Consider the following 19,575-nt stretch of genomic DNA (forward strand, 5'->3'; position numbering starts at 1 on the left):
TGCGTCCCGGGGCGCGTACGCCCGTCGCGGTGATGTTCACTCTTGTTGCTTTCTGTTCGAATGTGTCACCATGGCAGCATGCTCGCCTCCCAGCGCCACGAACGCATCCTCGCGGGGCTCCGCGACCACGGCGCCGTCCGGATCGCGGACCTCACCCAGGAGCTCGGCGTCTCCGACATGACCGTGCGACGTGACCTCCTCGAGCTCGCCGAGCAGGGACTGCTCCGCAAGGTCCACGGGGGCGCGGTCTCCCCGCAGGCCACGTCGCACGAGCCCGGGTTCGAGGCCAAGAGCGCGCTCGCTCTCGACGAGAAGCGTGCGATCGCCCGCGCCGCCGTCCGTCTCGTCTCCCCCGGCTCCTCGATCGCCCTGTCGGCCGGCACCACGACCCACCTGCTCGCGGTCGAGATCGCGGCGGACCCGAGCCTGCGCCCTCTGACCGTCGTGACCAACTCGCTCCCGGTCGCCGAGGCCCTGCACCGGGCGGGCGACCCTCAGCTCGAGACCGTGCTCACGGGTGGTTCGCGCACGCCGTCGGACGCCCTGGTCGGCCCCCTCACCGAGGCCGCGCTCGCGAGCCTGCGCGTCGACCAGACCTTCCTGGGCGCGCACGGCGTGAGCGTCGAGGCGGGGCTCACGACGCCCAACCTCGACGAGGCCGCGACGAACCGCGCCCTCGTCGCGATCGCCGGAAGCACGGTCGTGCTCGCCGACCACACCAAGTGGCGCACCACGGGCCTGAGCGTCTTCGCGCGGCTCGACCAGGTCGACGTGCTCGTGACCGACGACGCGCTCCCGTCCACCGATCAGGAGGCCGCGCGCGACGTCGTCGAGCAGCTCCTGGTCGCCTCGCGCGACGAGCCGACCCGGCTCCCCCGAACCCCATCCACCCCCGCACACCAGGACGGTCGTACCTCCCGATGAACCAGCACCTGCGCCGCACCCCGACCCGCCTGGCCGACGGCCGCGAGCTCGTCTACTTCGACGACTCGCCCGCGTACGTCTCGGGCGAGCTCACGCGTCGGCTCGACGACCCCCGCCCGCTGGGCGACCGGTTCGCCGCCGTCACCGGCCCCGACGGGCACGAGCACCCCTACACGGGCCCCGAGATGCGCCTCGACCCGCTGACCGGCGACTGGATCCCGATGGCCGCGCACCGCATGAACCGCACGTTCCTGCCCGCCGCCGACTCGTGCCCGCTGTGCCCGGCGCGCCCCGGCGCCGCGTACTCGGACGGCGAGGTCCCGGACACCGGTTACGACGTCGTGGTCTTCGAGAACCGCTTCCCGTCGCTGCAGTTCGTGCCGGGCGTCGCTGACGGCACAGGTGCCGAAGACGGCTTCTTCGGTGGCGAGGGCACGCTCGAGACCCGCGCTCCGGCGTCGGGCCGTTGCGAGGTCATCGTCTTCTCGAGCGACCACTCCTCGTCGTTCGGCGCGCTGCCCCCGCAGCGCGTGCGCACCATCATCGACGCGTGGGCCGACCGCACCGAGGCCCTCGGACGCGAGCCCGGCGTCGAGCAGGTCTTCTGCTTCGAGAACCGCGGCCAGGAGATCGGCGTCACCCTGCACCACCCGCACGGCCAGATCTACGGCTACCCGTACATCACGCCCAAGACGCGCGCGATGCTCGACCAGGCCCGCGCCCACCACGAGCGCACGGGCGGCAACCTGCTGCGCGACGTCCTCGACGCCGAGCTCGCGGACGGCCGCCGGATCGTCCTGGAGACCGAGCACTGGGTCGCCTACGTGCCCTTCGCGGCCCGGTGGCCCGTCGAGGTGCACGTCGCGCCGCGCCGTGACGTGCCCGACCTGCCCGCGCTCACCGACGCCGAGCGCGACGACCTCGCGGTGACCTACCTCGAGCTCCTGCGCCGCCTCGACCTGTTCTTCGAGGGGCCCGACGGCGCCCCCGTCCCCCTGCCCTACATCGCGGCCTGGCACCAGGCCCCGGTGCGCGAGGGCCGCGAGCTCTCGCGCCTGCACCTGCAGGTCTTCTCGGTGCTGCGCGCACCGGGCAAGCTCAAGTACCTCGCGGGCTCGGAGTCGGGCATGGGCGCGTGGGTCAGCGACACGACCCCCGAGCGGATCGCGGCGCGCCTGCAGGCGCTCGCCCCGGCCCCGGCCGCGCAGTGGGTCGAGTCCTGGCCCGACGACGTCGGCGCGGACCGCGTCCGGCAGGCCTTCGCGGCGGCGTACCCCGCGGACGGCACGGAAGGCGGGGACGAGGCGGACGGCGCGTCGGACGTCCGCGTCTACGCCGCCCCCGGGCGCGTCAACATCATCGGCGAGCACACCGACTACAACGCCGGGCTGTGCCTGCCCGTCGCGCTCCCCCACCGCACGTACGTCGCGCTGCGCCCCCGGACCGACTCGGTCGTTCGCCTCGCCTCGGCCCAGGAGCCGGGCGCGGCCTGGACCGGGCGGCTCGAGGACGTCGCACCGGGAGCCGTGACCGGCTGGGCCGCGTACGTGGCCGGGGTCGCGTGGGCGCTCGGACAGCACCTCGAGGAGACGGGCCGCTCGGCCGGGACCATCCGTGGTTTCGACGCCGTGGTCGACTCGTGCGTGCCCTACGGTGCGGGCCTGTCGTCGTCGGCCGCGCTCGAGTGCTCGGTCGCGGTCGGGATCGACGACGTCGCGGGTCTGGGGCTGGCTGCCACCGATGCGGGACGCGCGACCCTCGCGGCCGCCGCGATCCGCGCCGAGAACGAGGTCGCAGGCGCCCCGACCGGCGGCATGGACCAGTCGGCCTCGCTGCGCTGCGCCCCGGGTCACGCGCTGCTCCTCGACTGCCGCCCGGGTCTCGACCCGGTCGACGCGGTCGAGCAGATCCCGTTCGACCTCGCGGCCGAGGGGCTCGCGCTGCTCGTGATCGACACCCGGGCCGAGCACGCGCTCGTCGACGGCCAGTACGCCCAGCGCCGCGCGACGTGCGAGGCGGCCGCCGCGACCCTGGGCCTCGCGAACCTGCGCGAGCTCGCGGACTCGGTCGCCGGTGCGGCTGCCGCCACGGGCGACCCCGCGTCCCACGAGGCCGCGTTCGCCGAGGCTCTCGGCGCGGCGCTCGACCGCCTGCCCGACGACGTCTCGCGCCGCCGCGTGCGCCACGTCGTCACGGAGATCGCCCGGACCCAGGACCTGGTGGCGCTGCTGCGCGCAGGGCGAGCCTCCGACGTCGGGCCGCTCATGGACGCGTCCCACGCGTCCCTGCGCGACGACTACGAGGTCTCCGCGCTCGAGCTCGACGTGGCGGTCGAGGCCGCGCGCGAGGCCGGCGCCCTGGGGGCCCGCATGACGGGTGGCGGGTTCGGCGGCTCGGCGATCGCACTGGTCCCGGCCGAGCGCGCGTCCGCTGTCGCGGACGCCGTGGCCGGAGCCTTCGCCCGCGAGGGCCTCGCGGCCCCCGGCTTCCTGCTGGCCGTGCCGTCAGCCCCGGCCGGCGCCTGCTGACGCACCGCTGCCCACAAGGGTGCGCGGCGAGGACTCCTCGCCGCGCGCCCCGTCCGGCTCGGTGCCGCGGGCAGGGCCCCTCCGCCCGCCGGGGAGCCACCAGTTCCAGCGCCCCAGGAGCGACATCGAGGCCGGGAGGAGCAGGCCGCGGACGATCGTGACGTCGAGCAGGACCGCGACGGCCATCCCCACACCGATCTCCTTCATGGCCACGAGGTCCCCCAGAGCGAAGCCCGCGAACACGATCCCGATCGACACGGCCGCGACCGTGATGACGGGGCCCGACGCCACGATGCCCGCGAGGACGGCTCGGTCGTTCGCGCGGCGGTCGTCCCCGGTCCGTCGGCGCCACTCCTCCGCGATGCGCGCGAGGAGGAACACCTCGTAGTCCATCGACAGACCGAACAGGAAGACGAACAGCAGCGCGGGACTCGTGGCGTCGATCGTGCCCGTGGGCTCGAAGCCCAGGAGCCGAGCTCCCCAGCCCCACTGGAAGATCGCGACGAGCACCCCGAGCGAGGCCGTCAGCGCGAGCAGGTTCAGGACCAGCGCCTTGAGCGGGACCACGACCGACCGCGTGAGCCAGCCCAGCAGGAGCATGGCCGGCAGCACGACCGCGGCGAAGGCCCACGGGAGCCGGTCCCGGGACTGCTGGGTCGCGTCGACGAGCTCGGCCGCCGGCCCCGCGACCTGCACCGAGAACGGCACGTCGAGGCCACGGACGTACCGGACCACGGACTGCGCCTCCTCACCCGTGGCCGTGCCCTCGGGGGTCACCTCCGCGACCGTCACGTCCGCCGGGAAGTCTTCGAGGTGCCGGACGTCCTCGACGCCGGGCGACGCGTAGACCGCGTCGAGCAGCGACCGGACCTGCGGGTCCTCGACGGACGCCCCCAGGACGAGCGTGACCGGCTGGACCCCCAGGACGTCGAAGTCCTGCTCGATCTTCTCCTGCGCGACCCGCTCCGGGGTTCCCGGCGGCAGCGACCGGGCGTCCGAGCTCCCCAGCGCGAGCGAGGCCAGAGGGGCGCTCAGGAGCAGGAGGACGGCCGCTGAGCCCAGCGTCACCGCGACCGGCCGGCGCTGGGCGAACGACGCCGACCGCGCGAGCAGCCCGGCTCCCGTCCCCGTCCGGCGGCGAGCCCAGGTCCGGGTCCGCGGGGCAGGGATCGAGGCGTGCAGCACCGCGACCAGGGCGGGGACGAGCGTGAGCCCCGCGACGGTCGTCAGACCGACCACGAGCAGGCCGCCCAGCGCCATGCTCGCGAGGAGCGGGTCGGCGAGGACGAGCAGCCCCGTGAGCGCCGAGGCGACCGCGAGCCCCGAGACGAGGACCGCCCGGCCCGCGGTCGACACGGTCCTGGACAGCAGCTCCTCGAGCGTCGCCTCAGGGGCCCGTTCGCGCTCCTCCCGGAACCGCACGATGACCAGGAGGCTGTAGTCGACGGCCAGACCGAGGCCCAGGAGGGTCACCACGTTGACCGCGAACTCGCTCACGGGGACCGCACCGGCCAGGGCGCTCAGCGCAAGGAGGGAGGCCGCGATCGACGCGAGCGCGGCGGCCACGGGCAGCAGGCCGGCCCGCAGGCCGCCCAGCACGAGCACGAGGACCACGCACAGCACCACGAGAGCGACCGACTCGCCCACGACCGCGTCGGCCGTGGCGATGTCGGCGAACGTCCGCTCGGCCATGAGCTCCCCGCCCACGACGACCTCGGGCGCGTCGAGGGTCTGCAGGGTCGCGGCCACGCGGTCCCCGACCTCGAGCGCCTGGGCGTCCGTGAGATCCCGCTCGAGCTCGACCGCGACGAGCGAGCTGAACCCGTCGTCCGAGACGAGGCCGCCGGACGTGAACGCGTCCGTGACCTCCAGGACCCCCGGGATCTCGCGCACCTCCTGCATGACGCGGTACGCGCTCTCGACGAGCGAGGGGGTGAAGAAGTCGACGCCACCGACGACCGCGGTGAGCGTCTCGCCCTGCGGGTCGAGCTCGTCGAGCAACGCCTGTGCCTGTGCGGCGGGCGCACCGGCCGGAAGGCTGTCGACCGCGGTCGTGCGGTCGAAGACCCCGCCGCCGACCACCGCCCCCAGGAGAGCGAGCGTGGCCCACAGGGCCAGGACGAGAACTCGGTGACGGACCGTGACCCGACCAAGGTGCGCGAGCATGGTCGACTACCTCTCGACGACAGACGAGGCGTCGTCGTCGACGCCCCGGCAGATGGTGACAGACGCCGCGCGACGAGGGCAAACGTGCGGCGCGGCGGTGGAGCGGGGCGGCGCGGGGCCGCGCTGCGTCGCGCGGCCCCTCTGCACCGGGTGCGCGACGCGGCGGCGACCCACCGTACGTGTCGCCGCCGCATCGTGCGCTCAGTCAGGGGGCTCGGGCGGCGGCCGGCTCAGCCGCCCGCCGCCCGAGGGTGCGTCAGCCGCAGCTCGACGCGTCGTAGGTCGTCTCGACCACGACCTCCTTGCCTCCGGAGCTCGCCGTCACGGTCGCGGTCCCGGCCTCGATCGAGGTCGAGCGTGTCGCGAACGTCTGCTGAGCCGACTTGCCCGGCAGGACGCCAGTCATGGTCTTCTTGCCGAACGGCGTGCTGAGCACGACGTCGACGGGCACCGTGTCGTCGTTGACGGCACGCACGCTCAGCGTGACCTTGCCGGCCACGCACTTGGGCTGGACGGTCACCGACACCGCGAGCTCGGGCTCGGGCTCGGCACCCAGGTCCTTGACGCGGATGTTCCGGTAGGAGACCGTCTCACCGTTGCCGTGGTTCTGGATCCCGATGAAGCCGCTCGACAGGTCGCGCGCCGGGTCGGTGCTCGTGAAGTCGTTGACGAGCACGTCGTTGAGGTAGATCCGGATCCGGTCGCCCTCGACGCGGATGTCGTACGCGTTCCACTGGCCCACGGGCTTGAGCGCCGCGGTCACGGCCGCTGCGTCAGCGCCCTGGAACGTGTAGATCGCACCGGTCGTGCGGTCGGCGGCGTCGCTCGCGTCGATCTGGATCTCGTACCCCTGGTTGACCGCGACCCAGGGGTCGTTGCCGGGGTTCGGGAAGCCGACGAACACGCCGCCGTTGTCGTCCTTGACGAGCTTCCAGTCGAGCTTGAGGGAGTACTCCTCGAGCTCCTGGGCCGTGTACCAGAGCAGACCCATGCCACCGTTGGTGCGGATCGAGCAGTCGTCCTGGCGACCGAACGTGCCGGCGCCCGCAAGGCTCCAGTCCGCGAGGCTCGCGAGGGTGCCGTCGAAGATGCCGCGGTAGCCGTCCTCGACGTCCGCCGGGGAGCAGATGTCGGGGTTCTGCCCGATCGAGAGCACGTCGAGGTTCACGTTGCCCTGGTCACCCTGGTCGTACTTGAGGGTGATCGTGTTGTGGCCCGCGACGAGGTCGAGATCGCGCGTGATGGTCGCCCACTTCTTCCAGTCACCGGTCGTGGGGAGGGTCCACGGACCGACCTTCTGGTCGTTGACGTAGAGCGAGACGTTCTTGGCGCGGAGCTCGGTGTACGGGTGGATGCCGTTCGCGTAGCGTAGGTTGACCGGGTAGGTGCCCGCCTCGGGTACCGTCACGGCGAACGTGCGACCGGAGCCGACGTTCTGCATGCCGGCGGCGAAGCCCGAGCCGGAGTAGTTGCTGTGGTCCGAGCCGAGGCTCGAGCTGCCGAGCGGCTGCGCCTCCTCGGCCTCGTACCAGCCGCGGTCCGCCGGGGCGACGTAGCCCGGCAGCGAGTTGAGCGTGTACCAGGCCTCGGTGCTCAGGAGCTCAGCACCCTCGTCCGAGGCGAACGGGCGCGGCGAACGCAGGTGCACGACGTGGCCGGGCTTGAGACCCTCGACCTCGAGCGTGACGGTCGTGCGGTCCTCGGACACCGTGGCGTCGGTGACGAACAGCGGCGTCTCGTCGACCTTGGGGCCGCCGTACTGCTGCGTCGGCACGTAGCGCCACTGCTTGAGCGTGTAGGCGTCGGCCAGCTTCGCGACCACGGCGTCGGACACCGGGTCGGTGTACTCGATCTCGAACCCGCCCTCGACGACGCGCATCTCCTTCATGTCGAACGAGTCCTCGTCGACCAACGAGAGCTTCTGGAGACCGAACCGGAGCTTGCCGGACTCGCCCCAGTTGCCGCCCTCGCCCGTGCCACCGACGTACAGCGCACCGTCGGGGCCCGTGATGACGCGGTTGGCACCGACCTCGAGGCCCGCGGTGTGGCGGAAGACCGCACCCTGGAACTCGCCGTCGACCTTCTCGAGGAACGCGCGCTGAAGCCCGCCGTAGGTGACGTCGCCGAGCAGCATCTGTCCGGCGAACTCGCCGTCCTCGACGAGGATCGGGTTGCCCGGGGAGTTCGCGATCTCGTTCTGCGGGAGCCACAGCGCGGGCTGGGACACGGGGTTCGCGTCGAACTTCCCGGCAGGGGTCGTGAAGTGGTTGAAGAACTTGTCCTGCTCGATGTGGACGAGCTTGTTCGCAGGGAGCCAAGCGCCCTGGTTGTCCGTCCCGAAGATCTCGCCCTCGGGACCGAACCCGATGCCGTTGGGGGTGCGCAGGCCGCCCGCGACGTAGGTGACCTCACCCGTCGCGCGGTCGATCTTGATCGAGGTGCCACGGTTGGCGGCGGGCTGCGGGGTGGTCGTCGCGCCGCCGTTGTCGATCGCGACCGAGAGGTTGACGTAGAAGTAGTTCTCGTCGTGGATGAGACCGAAGGCGAACTCGTGGAAGTTGCCGCCGTCGGGCCACCCGGCGATCTTGGTGTGCGTGTCGTAGAAGCCGTCGCCGTCGGGGTCGGTGAGCTGCGTGAGCTGGTACCGCTCGGAGACGAAGATCGAGTCCTCGATGACCTCGATGCCCATGGGGTTGAGGAGCTGGTCGGCGACCTTCGTCACCGTGACGTCCTCGGGGCCGGTCGCGTCGATCACGCCGTCGAGGAGGTACACCTCGCCCGACGTCGGGTTGGGCCGCCAGCCACCGGAGCTCACGTCACCCGTGGTCACCACGGCCAGCTTCTCGTCCGGGGTGAACGCGAGGCCCGAGACCTTGGGCTCGAAGCCCGCAGGACGCAGGTCGACGAGCTCGTAGTTCGGGTTGACGGTGTCCAGGCGCAGGCCGTCGCCCGAGGTGTCCGTCGCCCCCTCGCAGTACTTGTTGCCGGGCGCGGTCACGCGCACGACGTTGGCCTCGGTGCTCAGCACCGACGTCGGGACCACCACGAACGACGACGCGCCAGGGGTCTTCCACGCGAGCGTCAGACGCTGCTTGTCGGTGCCCTCGTAGTACTCGACCCGCAGGTCGTGGGCACCGGCGGTGAGGGTGATCGCACCCTCGACCGAGGTCGAGTCGTTGGGTCCGTCGTTCTCGAGCACGAGCTGGTCGTCGATGTAGACGAGGGCGCCGTCGTCGTTCGTCACGCGGAACGAGTACTCGCCCTCCGCGGGCACGGTGAGCGTCGCCAGGGCGTGGGTGATGAAGCGGTCGGACGCACCGAACTGCTCCGGGGTGCTCCAGTCGATCGTCGGCATGAGCTTGTCGACGTTGGGCGTGGTCCCCGACTTGAGGGTGCACACGGAGCCGGGATCCTGCGCGAGCTGGAAGGTGCGCAGCGTGACGCCGGGCTCCATCTCGGTCTCGGCCGCGGTGGCCGACGGAAGCGTCCCGGCGAAGGCGAGGGGTACGAGCAGTGAGGCCCCGAGCAGGCCGGAGAGGCCTCTTCGATGGCGTGAGGGGGTTCGCACTGGAGATCTTCCTCCTTGAAGACGAGTCAGCGTTGACTCTCGGACCCTAAGGAGGCTTTTGCTCGCTGTCAACCAAAAGTTGCAAGTTGTTAGGCAGATTGAGACCGGACGATCCGGCGCCGCCTTGTGGACCGGATCGACCGGCGCTGGCGCCGCCTTGTGGACCGGATCGGTCGGCGCCGCCGCGCCGAGTGCATGATTCTGCTGCGACACGCCCGGCGAGTCGCCGCAGAATCATGCACTCGGGCGCGGGTCGCGGCTCGTGTCGTGGTGGATCGCGACAAACACCGACCACGGTTCGCCGTCGGCCACCGGCTCGCGCTGCCGGAAGTCCTCGAGGACCTCGTTGAGGCGCCGCGAGAGCTCGTCACGGCCCTCGGCGTCGAGCCGCAGGCCGAGCCGCCCCATGTCGACACGCGCCGGGTCGGCCGCCGACAGCTCCTCGAGGAACGCGTCGAGGAGCACCTGGTGACCGCCAGGCCCCAGGTCCGTCGTCCAGGACCGGCCCGTCGCGAGGTACGGGACCTCCCGCGCTCCGCGCGCCCCGGTGCGCGCGGGCTGCGCCGTGAGGAACCCCCGGGCCACGAGCGTCCGGACATGATGGAGCGTCGTCGCCGGGTTCTTGCCGAGGAGCTGGGCGATCTCCTTGTTGGTCCGCGGTTCGTCGAGGCAGATACGCAGGATCCGCACGCGCACCGTCGACGCGAGAGCGCGCGCGTCGGCGTCCCGTTCGGCGACCGAGTCGCCGGCCGTCGGCAGGTCGGCGGTCGGCGCGTGCGCACCGCGCCCTGCGGCCGCGGCTGCGGCTGCGGCTGAGTGCGGCGCGCTGGGGGCTGCATGGTCCGGGGTCACCCCCACAGGCTAACTGATTGACATTTCCCAATCACTTGCAGCACGCTGTCCCGCATGACGTCTGACGAACCGCAGGTGCGCACCGCTGCGTCCCCGCGCAGCCTGATCCACCACCGCGACTTCCGCTACCTGTGGGGTGGCGATGCGCTGGGGCAGCTCGGTGCGCAGCTCACGGGGTTCGTCCTGCCGATCTTCGCCGTGTCCCACCTGCACGCGACCGAGTGGCAGATGGGCGCCCTCAACGCGGCGGAGACGGCGGCGTTCCTGCTCCTCAGCCTGCCGGCCGGGGCGTGGGTCGACCGCATGCGCAAGCGCCGCGTGCTCGTCGCGGCCGACCTCGCACGCGCCCTCATCCTCTCGGTCGTGGTCGTCGCCGCCCTGACGGGGCACGCGAGCATGGGGCTGCTCATCGGAGCCGCCGTGGTCATCAGCACCTTCAGCCTGTTCTTCGACGTCGCGCACCAGAGCTACGTCCCCGGCCTCGTGGGGCTCGACCACGTCGTCGAGGGCAACTCCAAGCTCCAGGCGACCCAGTCCGTCGCGATGATCGCCGGTCCCGCGATCGGCGGGGTCGCGCTGCGGGTGCTGTCCGCTCCCTTGGTGATGGTCGCGACCGTCGGCACGTACCTGGCCAGCGCGTTCGCGATGGCGCGGATCGGCCACCGCGAGGACCTGCCCGACCCCGCGTCGCGACGCCCGCTGCGCACCGAGATCGCCGAGGGGCTCCGCTTCGTCGCGAGCGAGCCGCTGCTCCGACGGATCCTCGCCTGCACCTCGCTCAGCAACCTGGGCGGGGCGATCGGCAACGCCGTCGTGGTGATCTTCGCCCTGCGCACGCTCGACGTCGGGACCGCGACCTACGGCGTCGTGCTCTCGGCGAGCGCCGCGGGCGGCCTCCTCGGCGCGGTCGTGGCCGACCGCGCCGCCCGCTGGGTCGGCCCAGCACGGATCATCCCCGCCTCGGCGGTGTTCACGGGGCTGTCCTACGCCATCACGCCCGCCGCGGCCATCGTGGCGGCGACGGGCGCGACGACCGGCGCCGGGGAAGCCCTGGTCCCGGTCGTGCTCGTGGTCGGGGGGTTCGTGTTCAACCTCGCGGTCGTCGTCTACAACGTCGCGCAGGTCAGCTTCCGTCAGCGGCTGTGCCCGCCCGCGTTGCTGGGCCGCATGAACGCCTCGGCCCGCTTCATCGTGTGGGGCCCCATCCCGATCGGCGGACTGCTCGGCGGATGGATCGGGACGGTGTGGGGCGTGACCCCCGCGCTGTGGATCGGGGCGGCCGTCATGACGCTGGGCGCCCTGCCCGTCCTCCTGTCGCCGCTGTCACGCATGACCGAGCTCCCGGTCCCGGCCCACGACTGATCCGGGGAGCCCCGGGCTCAGAGGTCGTACGTCGCGACCAGCGCGGCGTGGTCGCTCCAGCGGCTCTCGTAGTCGTCGGCGCGGTCCACCTCGACCTTGACCGCGTGCTCGGCCAGGGCCGGGGACGCGAGCTGGTAGTCGATGCGCCAGCCCGAGTCGTTGACGAAGGCCTGGCCACGCCAGGACCACCAGGTGAACGGGCCGGGGCCCTCTCCGCCGTGACGACGCCCGAGGTCGACGAACCCCAGATCGTCGAACCAGGTGTCGAGGTAGGCGCGCTCCTCGGGCAGGAAGCCCGCGGACTTCTGGTTGCCCTTCCAGTTCTTGATGTCGACGTTCTTGTGCGCGATGTTCAGGTCTCCCGCGACGACGACGAGGCCCCCTGCGGCCGAGAGCTCGCGCAGGCGCTCGGTGACCTTCTCGAGGTAGGCGTACTTCTCGTCCATCTTGGGCGTGCCGGCCGTGCCCGAGTGGATGTAGGTCGAGACGACCGTGAGCTTCTCGCCCGAGGGCAGCTCGAGGTCCGCCTCGACCCAGCGACCCGTGTCCACGGGCGGCTCCGGCTCCCCCTTGCCCAGGCCGATCCGCACGGCCGTCACAGGCAGGCGCGACGCGACCGCGACCCCTGCCCGGCCCTTGATGTCGCACGCCTGGTGGGCGATGTGCCAGCCCTCGCCCAGGAGCTCGTTCAGGATCTCGTCGGGGGCTCGCACCTCCTGGAGGAGCATGACGTCCGGGGTGCGCGAGGCGACCCAGGCGTCCATGCCCCGACGGTAGGCGGCGCGGATCCCGTTCACGTTGGCAGTAGCGATCGTCAGCACCCGGCCATCAAACCCCACGCCACCCACACGGGGGAAAACGAGGCCGCGAGACGCTCGTCACGGCGTCACGACCTCACGACGCCGGTCGTCGTAGGCGCCCGGCGAATCGGCCGCCCACCTCGGGTGCGTCGCCTCCGCGGCCTGCGGCCCCCTCAGGACCAGCGCGACGCCCTTCACGCTCCCGACGGGCCGACGGGGAGCCTGGCCTCACGGAAGCGCCCCGCGAGCACGACCGTCGCGAGCGCCAGCACGGCCAGCACCCCGAACCCCAGCCGCAGCGTGTCGGTCGTCGCGAACACCCCGGTCATCGCGCCACCGAGCACGGCGCCGACGTAGGTGAAGACGTTGAGCCGGGCCACGGCCCGGTCGGTCGCCTCCTCGACGGTCGGCCCGACGCCGGCCGCCGGGCCACCACCGGCAGCAGGTGCCACAGGGGCCACGGCAGCACCGGCCACCGACTCCGCGGCCCGGTCTCCCGCGGCCGAGAACGCCATGGGAGCCACGACCCCGAGCCCCAGCCCCGTCGCGGCGAACCCGAGGACCGCGAGCGGCCACACCGGCGAGACCGCGACGAGCCCGAGCCCCACGACCCCCACCGCACCGCCGAGCGCCACGACACGCACGCGCCCCCAGCGCTCGACCGCGCGGTCCCCCAGGAGGCGCGAGCAGATCAAGGTCGCCTGGTAAGCGCCGAACCCCAGCGGCCCGACGACGGCGCTCGCCCCGAGCACGTCCTGCAGGAAGGTCGCACCCCAGCTCGAGACCGCGGAGTCCGCGACGGGGAACGCCAGCATCGCGAGGCCCAGCACGATCACGGTCCCCGCCCCGACCATGCCCGTCGTGGCACGAGGAACCCGCACGGCGGGAGCCACCGCACCGCCATGCCTTTCGCCCTCGCCGCCTGCCCCGGACCCGCCGCCCGTCCCCGTGACGGGAGCGGCGCCGTCGGGCACCTGACGCGTGCCACCCCCGACCCGACCGGGCACCCCCGCCTCCCCCGCGACCGCGACCGCCGCGGTCCGCGAGAGCAGCCCGGCCCGCAGCACGAGCGCCGTCACCGCGACGGCCGCAGCGACCAGCGCCAAGGACACGGGCAGCGCGATCCCGAGCCCCGCCGCGCCCGACACAGCGAGCGACCCGACGACCCCGCCCGCGGCGTTGGCCGCGAAGAACGACGCGATGAGGCTGCGTCCGTACGCGCGCTGCACGTCGATGCCCTGCATCGACGTCGAGGCGTCGACCGACCCGAGCGCCAACCCGTACACCGCGAACGCGAGGAAGAACGTCGCGAGCAGCCCCGCCCCCGCGCTCAGTCCGACCGCGAGGATCCCGGCGGCGGCCACCAGGAGCCCACCGGTCACGACGCGCGCCGACCCGAAGCGGGCGGCGAACCAGCCGGACAGCGCGCTGCCCGTCCCTGCGCACACGCAGACCCCGAGGATCACGAGCGTGATGACGTCGGGGCCGATGCCCAGGTAGCGCTCGTACGTGGGGACGTTGGTCAGCATCACGGCGAAGCCGAAGCCCTGCGCCGCGTACGCGGCCGTGGCGCTCCAGCGCGCGCGGCGCACGACGTGAGGGACGACGAGAGGGGCGGGGACGAGGGCCGCGATGCCGTCGTCTCCCCCGGCCCGGGACGCGGGGGTCATGGCGGAACACTAGTCCTGCTCGGCAGTCCGGCACGACGGTACGTCAGAAAAGAGGCGTCGGAGAGAGCAGGACGGGCGCGCCCCGGAGGCCGCGCCCGTCCCGATGTGTCCGGAGAGCCACAGCCTCAGGCGGTGATCCCCGCGGCGCGCTCGGCCGAGTCGACGACGTTCGCCAGGAGCATCGCGCGCGTCATGGGCCCGACGCCCCCGGGGTTCGGGGAGATCCAGCCCGCGACCTCGGCCACGGCCGGGTCGGCGTCCCCGACGACACGGCTCTTGCCGGTCTCCTCGTCGACCTCGCGCGAGACGCCCACGTCGATCACGACGGCGCCCGGCTTGACCATGTCGCGCGTGATGATGCCCTTGACGCCTGCCGCGGCCACGACGACGTCGGCCCGGCGGACGAGCGAGGCCAGGTCCTGGGTGCCCGTGTGCGTGAGCGTCACGGTCGCGTTGACCGCGCGGCGCGTGAGGAGCAGGCCGATCGAGCGGCCCACGGTCACGCCGCGGCCCACGACCACGACCTCCTTGCCCACGAGCGAGATCCCGTGGCGCTCGATGAGCTCGATGATGCCGCGCGGCGTGCACGGCAGCGGCGACGTGACCTCCTCGTTGACGCGCAGCACGAGGCGGCCGAGGTTGGTCGGGTGCAGACCGTCGGCGTCCTTGTCGGGGTCGATGAGCTCGAGCACGCGGTTGGTGTCGATGCCCTTGGGCAGCGGGAGCTGCACGATGTAGCCCGTGCACGCGGGGTCCTCGTTGAGGCGGCGGACCGCGGCCTCGATCTCCTCCTGCGTGGCCTCGGCGGGCAGGTCCTCACGGATCGACGACAGCCCGATCTCGGCGCAGTCGCGGTGCTTGCCCGCGACGTACCACTGCGAACCGGGGTCGTCGCCGACCAGGAGCGTGCCGAGTCCCGGCACGACGCCCCGCTCGGCGAGGCCGACGAGGCGGGTCTTGAGCTCGGACTTGATGGCGGCGGCCGTGGCCTTGCCGTCCAGGATCTGCGCGGTCATGGGGCTCCTCAGGGTCTGGCGGGGACGAACAGACCGCTGAGTGCGGAGCTCTTGTGCGACTCGCCGGGCGTGTCGCACAAGAGCTCCGCACTCAGCGGCTCACGGGTGACTACTGCGACAGACCCGGGTACAGCGGGAAGTCGGCCGTCAGCTTCTGCACACGAGCGCTCAGGCCCTCGACATCGGCGCCCGCACCTGCCTTGAGCGTGGCCGCGATGATCTCGGCGACCTCGGTGAACTCCTCGTCGCCGAAGCCACGCGTCGCGAGCGCGGGCGTGCCGATGCGCAGGCCCGAGGTGACGCGCGGGGGGCGCGGGTCGAACGGCACGGCGTTGCGGTTCACGGTGATGCCCACGGCGTGCAGGAGGTCCTCGGCCTGCTGGCCGTCGAGCTCCGAGTGGCGCAGGTCCACGAGCACCAGGTGGACGTCGGTGCCGCCCGTGAGGACGGACACGCCCTTCTCCGCGACGTCTGGCTGGGCCAGGCGGTCCGCGATGATGCTCGCGCCGCGCAGCGTGCGCTCCTGACGGTCCTTGAACGCGTCGGAGCCGGCGATCTTGAACGACACGGCCTTGGCCGCGACGACGTGCATGAGCGGGCCGCCCTGCTGACCCGGGAACACGGCGGAGTCGATCTTCTTGGCGAACTCCTCCCTGGACAGGATGAAGCCCGAGCGGGGGCCGCCGATGGTCTTGTGGACCGTCGAGGACACGACGTCGGCGTAGGGCACCGGGGACGGGTGCAGGCCCGCGGCGACCAGTCCGGCGAAGTGCGCCATGTCGACCCAGAGCTTGGCGCCGACCTCGTCCGCGATCTCGCGGAACGCCGCGAAGTCGATGTGGCGCGGGTACGCGGACCAGCCGGCGATGATCACGTCGGGGCGGGTCTCGAGGGCCGTCTTGCGGACCTCGTCCATCTCGATGCGGTACGACTGCGGGTCCACGCCGTACGCGGACACGTCGTACAGCTTGCCCGAGAAGTTGATCTTCATGCCGTGCGTGAGGTGGCCGCCGTGCGCCAGCTCGAGGCCGAGGATCTTGTCGCCCTTGTTGATGAGGGCGTGCAGCACGGCCGCGTTGGCGGTCGCACCCGAGTGAGGCTGGACGTTGGCGTGCTCGGCGCCGAACAGCGACTTGGCGCGCGCGATCGCGAGGTTCTCCGCGACGTCGACCTGCTCGCAGCCACCGTAGTAGCGGCGGCCCGGGTAGCCCTCGGCGTACTTGTTCGTCAGGACCGAGCCCTGCGCCTGCAGGACGGCGCGCGGCACGAAGTTCTCCGACGCGATCATCTCGAGGGTGTCTCGCTGGCGGGCGAGCTCCCCGTCGAGGACCGCGGCGATCTCCGGGTCGACCTCGAGCAGGGACTGGTTCAGGACGTTGTCCGGCTGGGCGCTCATGCGTCTCCTTGGGTTCTGTCTGCGGATGACGGTCTCGTGGGGAGGCGTGCTCTATCCGGGCACGTCCCCACAGGGGGCGACCCGGGGCCCAGGCGAACGACCCGTCGTCTACACAGCATGCCGCTCCCCGGTGGTGATCCACCATCCCCGTCCGTCCCGTGGCCTCCCCGGAGGGCGGCGTGCGGGGCGCGGGTGCGCCAGTCGCGACGTGCACGATCCTAGCCCACGTCGGTGGGCCGCGGCAGGTGGTCCGTATCACGGCACGTCCAGGCCGCGCCGGGCGGGGGTCGGGCCCGACGGCGGAGCACGCGCCGGGCGGTCGGGCGCCCCTTCCCGCGAAGGCCGTCGCCCTCGGCGGACGAGGTGCGCTCCGCCGTCGGGCGCCCGGCACAGCACAGCGGGGTGCGCGCGGCTCTCGCCGCACGCACCCCGCTGGTCCGGTCACGGCAGGACGGGTGTGCGCCCGTGCTGCCGTCCCCCCACCGCACCTCTCCTCACGACGGATCAGGAGAGTGCGGCGCGCCTCTTGCTCAGCAGGTCGAACGCGACCGCGAGGAGCAGGACCAGGCCCTTGATCGCCTGCTGCCAGGCGGCGTCGACGGCCATGATCGACAGACCCATGTTGAGCACGCCCATGATGAGCGCACCGATCATGGCCCCGGACACGCGTCCTACGCCGCCCGCGACCGCGGTGCCGCCGATGAAGCACGCGGCGATCGCGTCGAGCTCGTAGTTCATGCCCGCAGCGGCCACGCCGGCCCCGGCACGTGACGTCGTGATGACGGCCGCGACCGCGGCCAGGACACCCATGTTGACGAAGATGCCGAAGTCGACCCGACGCGAGTTGACTCCCGACAGGACCGCCGCGTGCCGGTTCCCGCCGATCGCGTAGATGTGCCGACCGAACACGCTGCGGTTGAGCACGAACGAGTACGCGATGATGAGGATGCCCACGATGAGCAGGACGATCGGCGTGCCGCCCGAGCTGAGCGAGAGCCAGTACGTCACGACACCGATGAGCACCGCGGCCAGGACGATCTTGACGACGAACGCGGGCAACGGCTCGACCGCGAGCTCGTGGCGACGCAGCGAGGTCCGCGAGCGCCACTGCGCGATCGCGAAGGCCACGATCCCGATCGCACCGATCACGAGGGTCACGACGTCGAGGTTCCCGACGAACCCGAACCAGTTGGGCACCGAGCCGTTGCTGATCGCGATGAACCCGCTCGGCAGGCCGGCGACCGTGGTGCCGACCAGGACGATCGCCAGGCCACGGAAGATGAGCATGCCCGCGAGCGTCACGATGAACGCGGGTATCCCCACGTACGCGACCCAGAAGCCCTGCCACATCCCGACGAGCGCCCCGACCCCGAGGGACAGGACCACGGCGAGGAGCCACGGCAGGTCCCACTGGCTCATCATGATGGCGCACAGGCCGCCGACGAACGCGACGACCGAGCCGACCGACAGGTCGATGTGTCCTGCGACGATCACCATGACCATGCCGATCGCGAGGATCATCACGTAGGCGTTCTGCTGGATGAGGCTCGCGACGTTGTTCGGGTAGAGCAGTCGTCCGTCCGTGAGGACCTGGAACAGCAGGACGATCACGAGCAGTGCCGCGACGATGCCGTACTGGCGGACGTTGCGGCCGAGGTATTCCCTGACGGCGTTCATCGGACGGTGACTCCCTTGTCCATGGTCATGTAGTGCATCAGTGCTTCTTGGGTGGCGTCGGCGCGCGCGACCTCGCCGGTGATCCGGCCCTGGCTCATCGCGTAGACACGGTCGCACAGGCCGATGAGCTCGGGGAGCTCGGAGGAGATGACGACGACGGCCTTGCCGGCGTCGGCGAGCGCGTTGATGATCGCGTAGATCTCGTACTTGGCGCCCACGTCGATGCCGCGCGTCGGCTCGTCGAGGATGAGGACGTCGGGGTCGGAGTAGACCCACTTCGACAGGACGACCTTCTGCTGGTTGCCGCCCGAGAGCTTCCCGACGACGGCCTCGACCGTCGGGGCCTTGATCCGGAAGTCGGTGCGGTAGCGCTCGGCGACCTGGGTCTCGGCCTGCGAGTCGACGACGCCCCAGCGTGAGACCTTGCCCAGCGCCGAGGCCGAGATGTTCTCGCGGATGGTCTGGATGAGGTTGAGCCCGTACCGCTTGCGGTCCTCGGTCGCGTAGGCCAGCCCGTGGGCGATGGCCTCCTTGACGCTGCGCGTCCGGATGAGGGTCCCGTTCTTGTACACGCTGCCGGAGATCCTGGAGCCGTACGAGTGCCCGAACACGCTCATCGCGAGCTCGGTGCGCCCTGCGCCCATGAGGCCGGCCATGCCGACGATCTCGCCCGCGCGCACGTGCAGGTTCGCGTGGTCGACGACGACACGGTCGGTGTCGATCGGGTGGTGCACCGTCCAGTCCTCGATGCGCAGGACCTCGTCGCCGATCGTCGGCTCGTGCTCCGGGAAGCGGCTGTCGAGCGAGCGGCCGACCATGCCGCGGATGATGCGGTCCTCGGTCACGGGCTCTTCGCCGTGCAGGTCGAGGGTCTCGATCGTGGCGCCGTCGCGGATGATCGTCACGCGGTCGGCGATCGCGGCGATCTCGTTGAGCTTGTGGGAGATGATGATGCAGGTGATCCCGTGGCTGCGGAACTCGTCGATCAGCTTGAGCAGGTGGGCGCTGTCCTCGTCGTTGAGCGCCGCGGTGGGCTCGTCGAGGATGAGCAGGTCCACGCGCTTGGACAGCGCCTTGGCGATCTCGACGAGCTGCTGCTTGCCGACCCCGATGTCCATGGCCTTGGTCGCGGGGTTCTCGCCGAGCCCCACGCGCTCGAGCAGCGCGGCGGCCTCGCTCGTGGTCCGGTGCCAGTCGACGATCCCCGCCGAGGCCTTCTCGTTGCCGAGGAAGATGTTCTCCGCGATCGACAGGTGCGGCACGAGCGCCAGCTCCTGGTGGATGATGACGATCCCGCGGGCCTCGCTGTCCCGGATGGTCCGGAACTCGCACGTCTCGCCGTCCATGACGATCGTGCCCTCGTAGGTGCCGTGCGGGTAGACGCCCGACAGCACCTTCATCAGGGTCGACTTGCCGGCCCCGTTCTCCCCGCAGATCGCGTGGACCTCGCCTCGACGCACGTCCAGCGTGACGTCCTGCAAGGCCTTGACGCCGGGGAACTCCTTGGTGATCCCCCGCATCTCGAGGATGTTGCTCTCGCTGGCCATGGGTCAGCTCCTCACTCGTCCGTTCCTGTCGGCGGGATCGCGCGGCCGTCGGCCGACCGCGCGATCCCG

At 71.9% G+C, this 19,575-nt stretch carries 11 protein-coding genes and 2 pseudogenes; 4 read left to right on the plus strand and 9 right to left on the minus strand.

Annotation, left to right across the window (positions count from 1 at the left end; all coding sequences use genetic code 11):
• The first annotated feature begins 78 nt into the window (after nucleotides 1-78).
• The 3 genes and pseudogenes from ACFWGN_RS05525 to galK all read left to right on the plus strand — a co-directional run.
• The gene (locus ACFWGN_RS05525; RefSeq protein WP_377616037.1) at nucleotides 79-924 is read left to right on the plus strand and encodes a DeoR/GlpR family DNA-binding transcription regulator; all 846 of its coding nucleotides are present in this window, start codon (nucleotides 79-81) and stop codon (nucleotides 922-924) included.
• Nucleotides 921-2,114, plus strand: a pseudogene (gene galT / locus ACFWGN_RS05530) (galactose-1-phosphate uridylyltransferase); the annotation flags it as partial. The gene ACFWGN_RS05525 and the pseudogene galT, both read left to right, overlap by 4 nt.
• Nucleotides 2,115-2,246: 132 nt before the next feature.
• A pseudogene (gene galK / locus ACFWGN_RS05535) lies at nucleotides 2,247-3,452 on the plus strand (galactokinase); the annotation flags it as partial.
• Here the strand turns inward: galK and ACFWGN_RS05540 are convergent.
• The 3 genes from ACFWGN_RS05540 to ACFWGN_RS05550 form a co-directional block, all read right to left on the minus strand.
• Nucleotides 3,429-5,618, minus strand: coding sequence for an MMPL family transporter (locus tag ACFWGN_RS05540; RefSeq protein WP_377616038.1), 2,190 nt, complete (start codon nucleotides 5,616-5,618; stop codon nucleotides 3,429-3,431). The pseudogene galK and the gene ACFWGN_RS05540 sit on opposite strands and share 24 nt — an antisense overlap.
• Before the next feature lie 256 nt (nucleotides 5,619-5,874).
• A complete protein-coding gene (locus ACFWGN_RS05545) occupies nucleotides 5,875-9,186 on the minus strand; it encodes a family 16 glycoside hydrolase (RefSeq protein WP_377616039.1) in 3,312 nt (1,103 codons plus the stop codon).
• Nucleotides 9,187-9,420: 234 nt separating this feature from the next.
• Complete coding sequence (locus tag ACFWGN_RS05550) at nucleotides 9,421-10,038, minus strand: ArsR/SmtB family transcription factor (RefSeq protein ID WP_377616040.1); 618 nt, start codon at nucleotides 10,036-10,038, stop codon at nucleotides 9,421-9,423.
• Nucleotides 10,039-10,092: 54 nt separating this feature from the next.
• Between ACFWGN_RS05550 and ACFWGN_RS05555 the strand changes: the two genes are divergently transcribed.
• Nucleotides 10,093-11,400, plus strand: a complete 1,308-nt coding sequence (locus ACFWGN_RS05555) for an MFS transporter (RefSeq protein WP_377616042.1) — start codon at nucleotides 10,093-10,095, stop codon at nucleotides 11,398-11,400.
• Between the two features lie 17 nt (nucleotides 11,401-11,417).
• Here the strand turns inward: ACFWGN_RS05555 and ACFWGN_RS05560 are convergent, their stop codons facing one another.
• The 6 genes from ACFWGN_RS05560 to mmsA form a co-directional block, all read right to left on the minus strand.
• Nucleotides 11,418-12,221 carry an exodeoxyribonuclease III gene (locus tag ACFWGN_RS05560; protein WP_056647669.1) on the minus strand — a complete coding sequence of 268 codons (804 nt, stop codon included), beginning with the start codon at nucleotides 12,219-12,221 and terminating at the stop codon, nucleotides 11,418-11,420.
• Nucleotides 12,222-12,394: 173 nt separating this feature from the next.
• Nucleotides 12,395-13,870, minus strand: a complete 1,476-nt coding sequence (locus ACFWGN_RS05565) for an MFS transporter (protein ID WP_377616043.1) — start codon at nucleotides 13,868-13,870, stop codon at nucleotides 12,395-12,397.
• 125 nt (nucleotides 13,871-13,995) lie between these two features.
• Complete coding sequence (locus ACFWGN_RS05570) at nucleotides 13,996-14,886, minus strand: bifunctional methylenetetrahydrofolate dehydrogenase/methenyltetrahydrofolate cyclohydrolase (RefSeq protein ID WP_191801233.1); 891 nt, start codon at nucleotides 14,884-14,886, stop codon at nucleotides 13,996-13,998.
• Between the two features lie 109 nt (nucleotides 14,887-14,995).
• On the minus strand, nucleotides 14,996-16,282 hold the full coding sequence (glyA, locus tag ACFWGN_RS05575; RefSeq protein ID WP_377616044.1) for a serine hydroxymethyltransferase: 1,287 nt from the start codon (nucleotides 16,280-16,282) through the stop codon (nucleotides 14,996-14,998).
• A 504-nt stretch (nucleotides 16,283-16,786) separates the two neighbouring features.
• Nucleotides 16,787-17,959: a multiple monosaccharide ABC transporter permease gene (gene mmsB / locus ACFWGN_RS05580; RefSeq protein WP_354511044.1), complete on the minus strand. Its 1,173-nt coding sequence runs from the start codon at nucleotides 17,957-17,959 to the stop codon at nucleotides 16,787-16,789.
• Nucleotides 17,956-19,506, minus strand: coding sequence for a multiple monosaccharide ABC transporter ATP-binding protein (gene mmsA, locus ACFWGN_RS05585; RefSeq protein ID WP_191801237.1), 1,551 nt, complete (start codon nucleotides 19,504-19,506; stop codon nucleotides 17,956-17,958). Before mmsA ends, mmsB begins: the two co-directional genes overlap by 4 nt.
• Nucleotides 19,507-19,575: the final 69 nt, after the last annotated feature.

The organism is Oerskovia sp. NPDC060338 (assembly GCF_042726295.1).
Taxonomy (GTDB): domain Bacteria; phylum Actinomycetota; class Actinomycetes; order Actinomycetales; family Cellulomonadaceae; genus Oerskovia; species Oerskovia merdavium.

What these genes read in the sequence shown, in the direction of transcription:
- ACFWGN_RS05525 (WP_377616037.1), top strand. Translation starts at nt 79, where the DNA reads ATGCTCGCCTCCCAGCGCCACGAACGCATCCTCGCGGGGCTCCGCGAC.
- ACFWGN_RS05570 (WP_191801233.1), bottom strand. Translation starts at nt 14,886, where the DNA reads ATGACCGCGCAGATCCTGGACGGCAAGGCCACGGCCGCCGCCATCAAG.
- glyA (WP_377616044.1), bottom strand. Translation starts at nt 16,282, where the DNA reads ATGAGCGCCCAGCCGGACAACGTCCTGAACCAGTCCCTGCTCGAGGTC.
- ACFWGN_RS05540 (WP_377616038.1), bottom strand. Translation starts at nt 5,618, where the DNA reads ATGCTCGCGCACCTTGGTCGGGTCACGGTCCGTCACCGAGTTCTCGTC.
- mmsA (WP_191801237.1), bottom strand. Translation starts at nt 19,506, where the DNA reads ATGGCCAGCGAGAGCAACATCCTCGAGATGCGGGGGATCACCAAGGAG.
- ACFWGN_RS05565 (WP_377616043.1), bottom strand. Translation starts at nt 13,870, where the DNA reads ATGACCCCCGCGTCCCGGGCCGGGGGAGACGACGGCATCGCGGCCCTC.
- ACFWGN_RS05555 (WP_377616042.1), top strand. Translation starts at nt 10,093, where the DNA reads ATGACGTCTGACGAACCGCAGGTGCGCACCGCTGCGTCCCCGCGCAGC.
- mmsB (WP_354511044.1), bottom strand. Translation starts at nt 17,959, where the DNA reads ATGAACGCCGTCAGGGAATACCTCGGCCGCAACGTCCGCCAGTACGGC.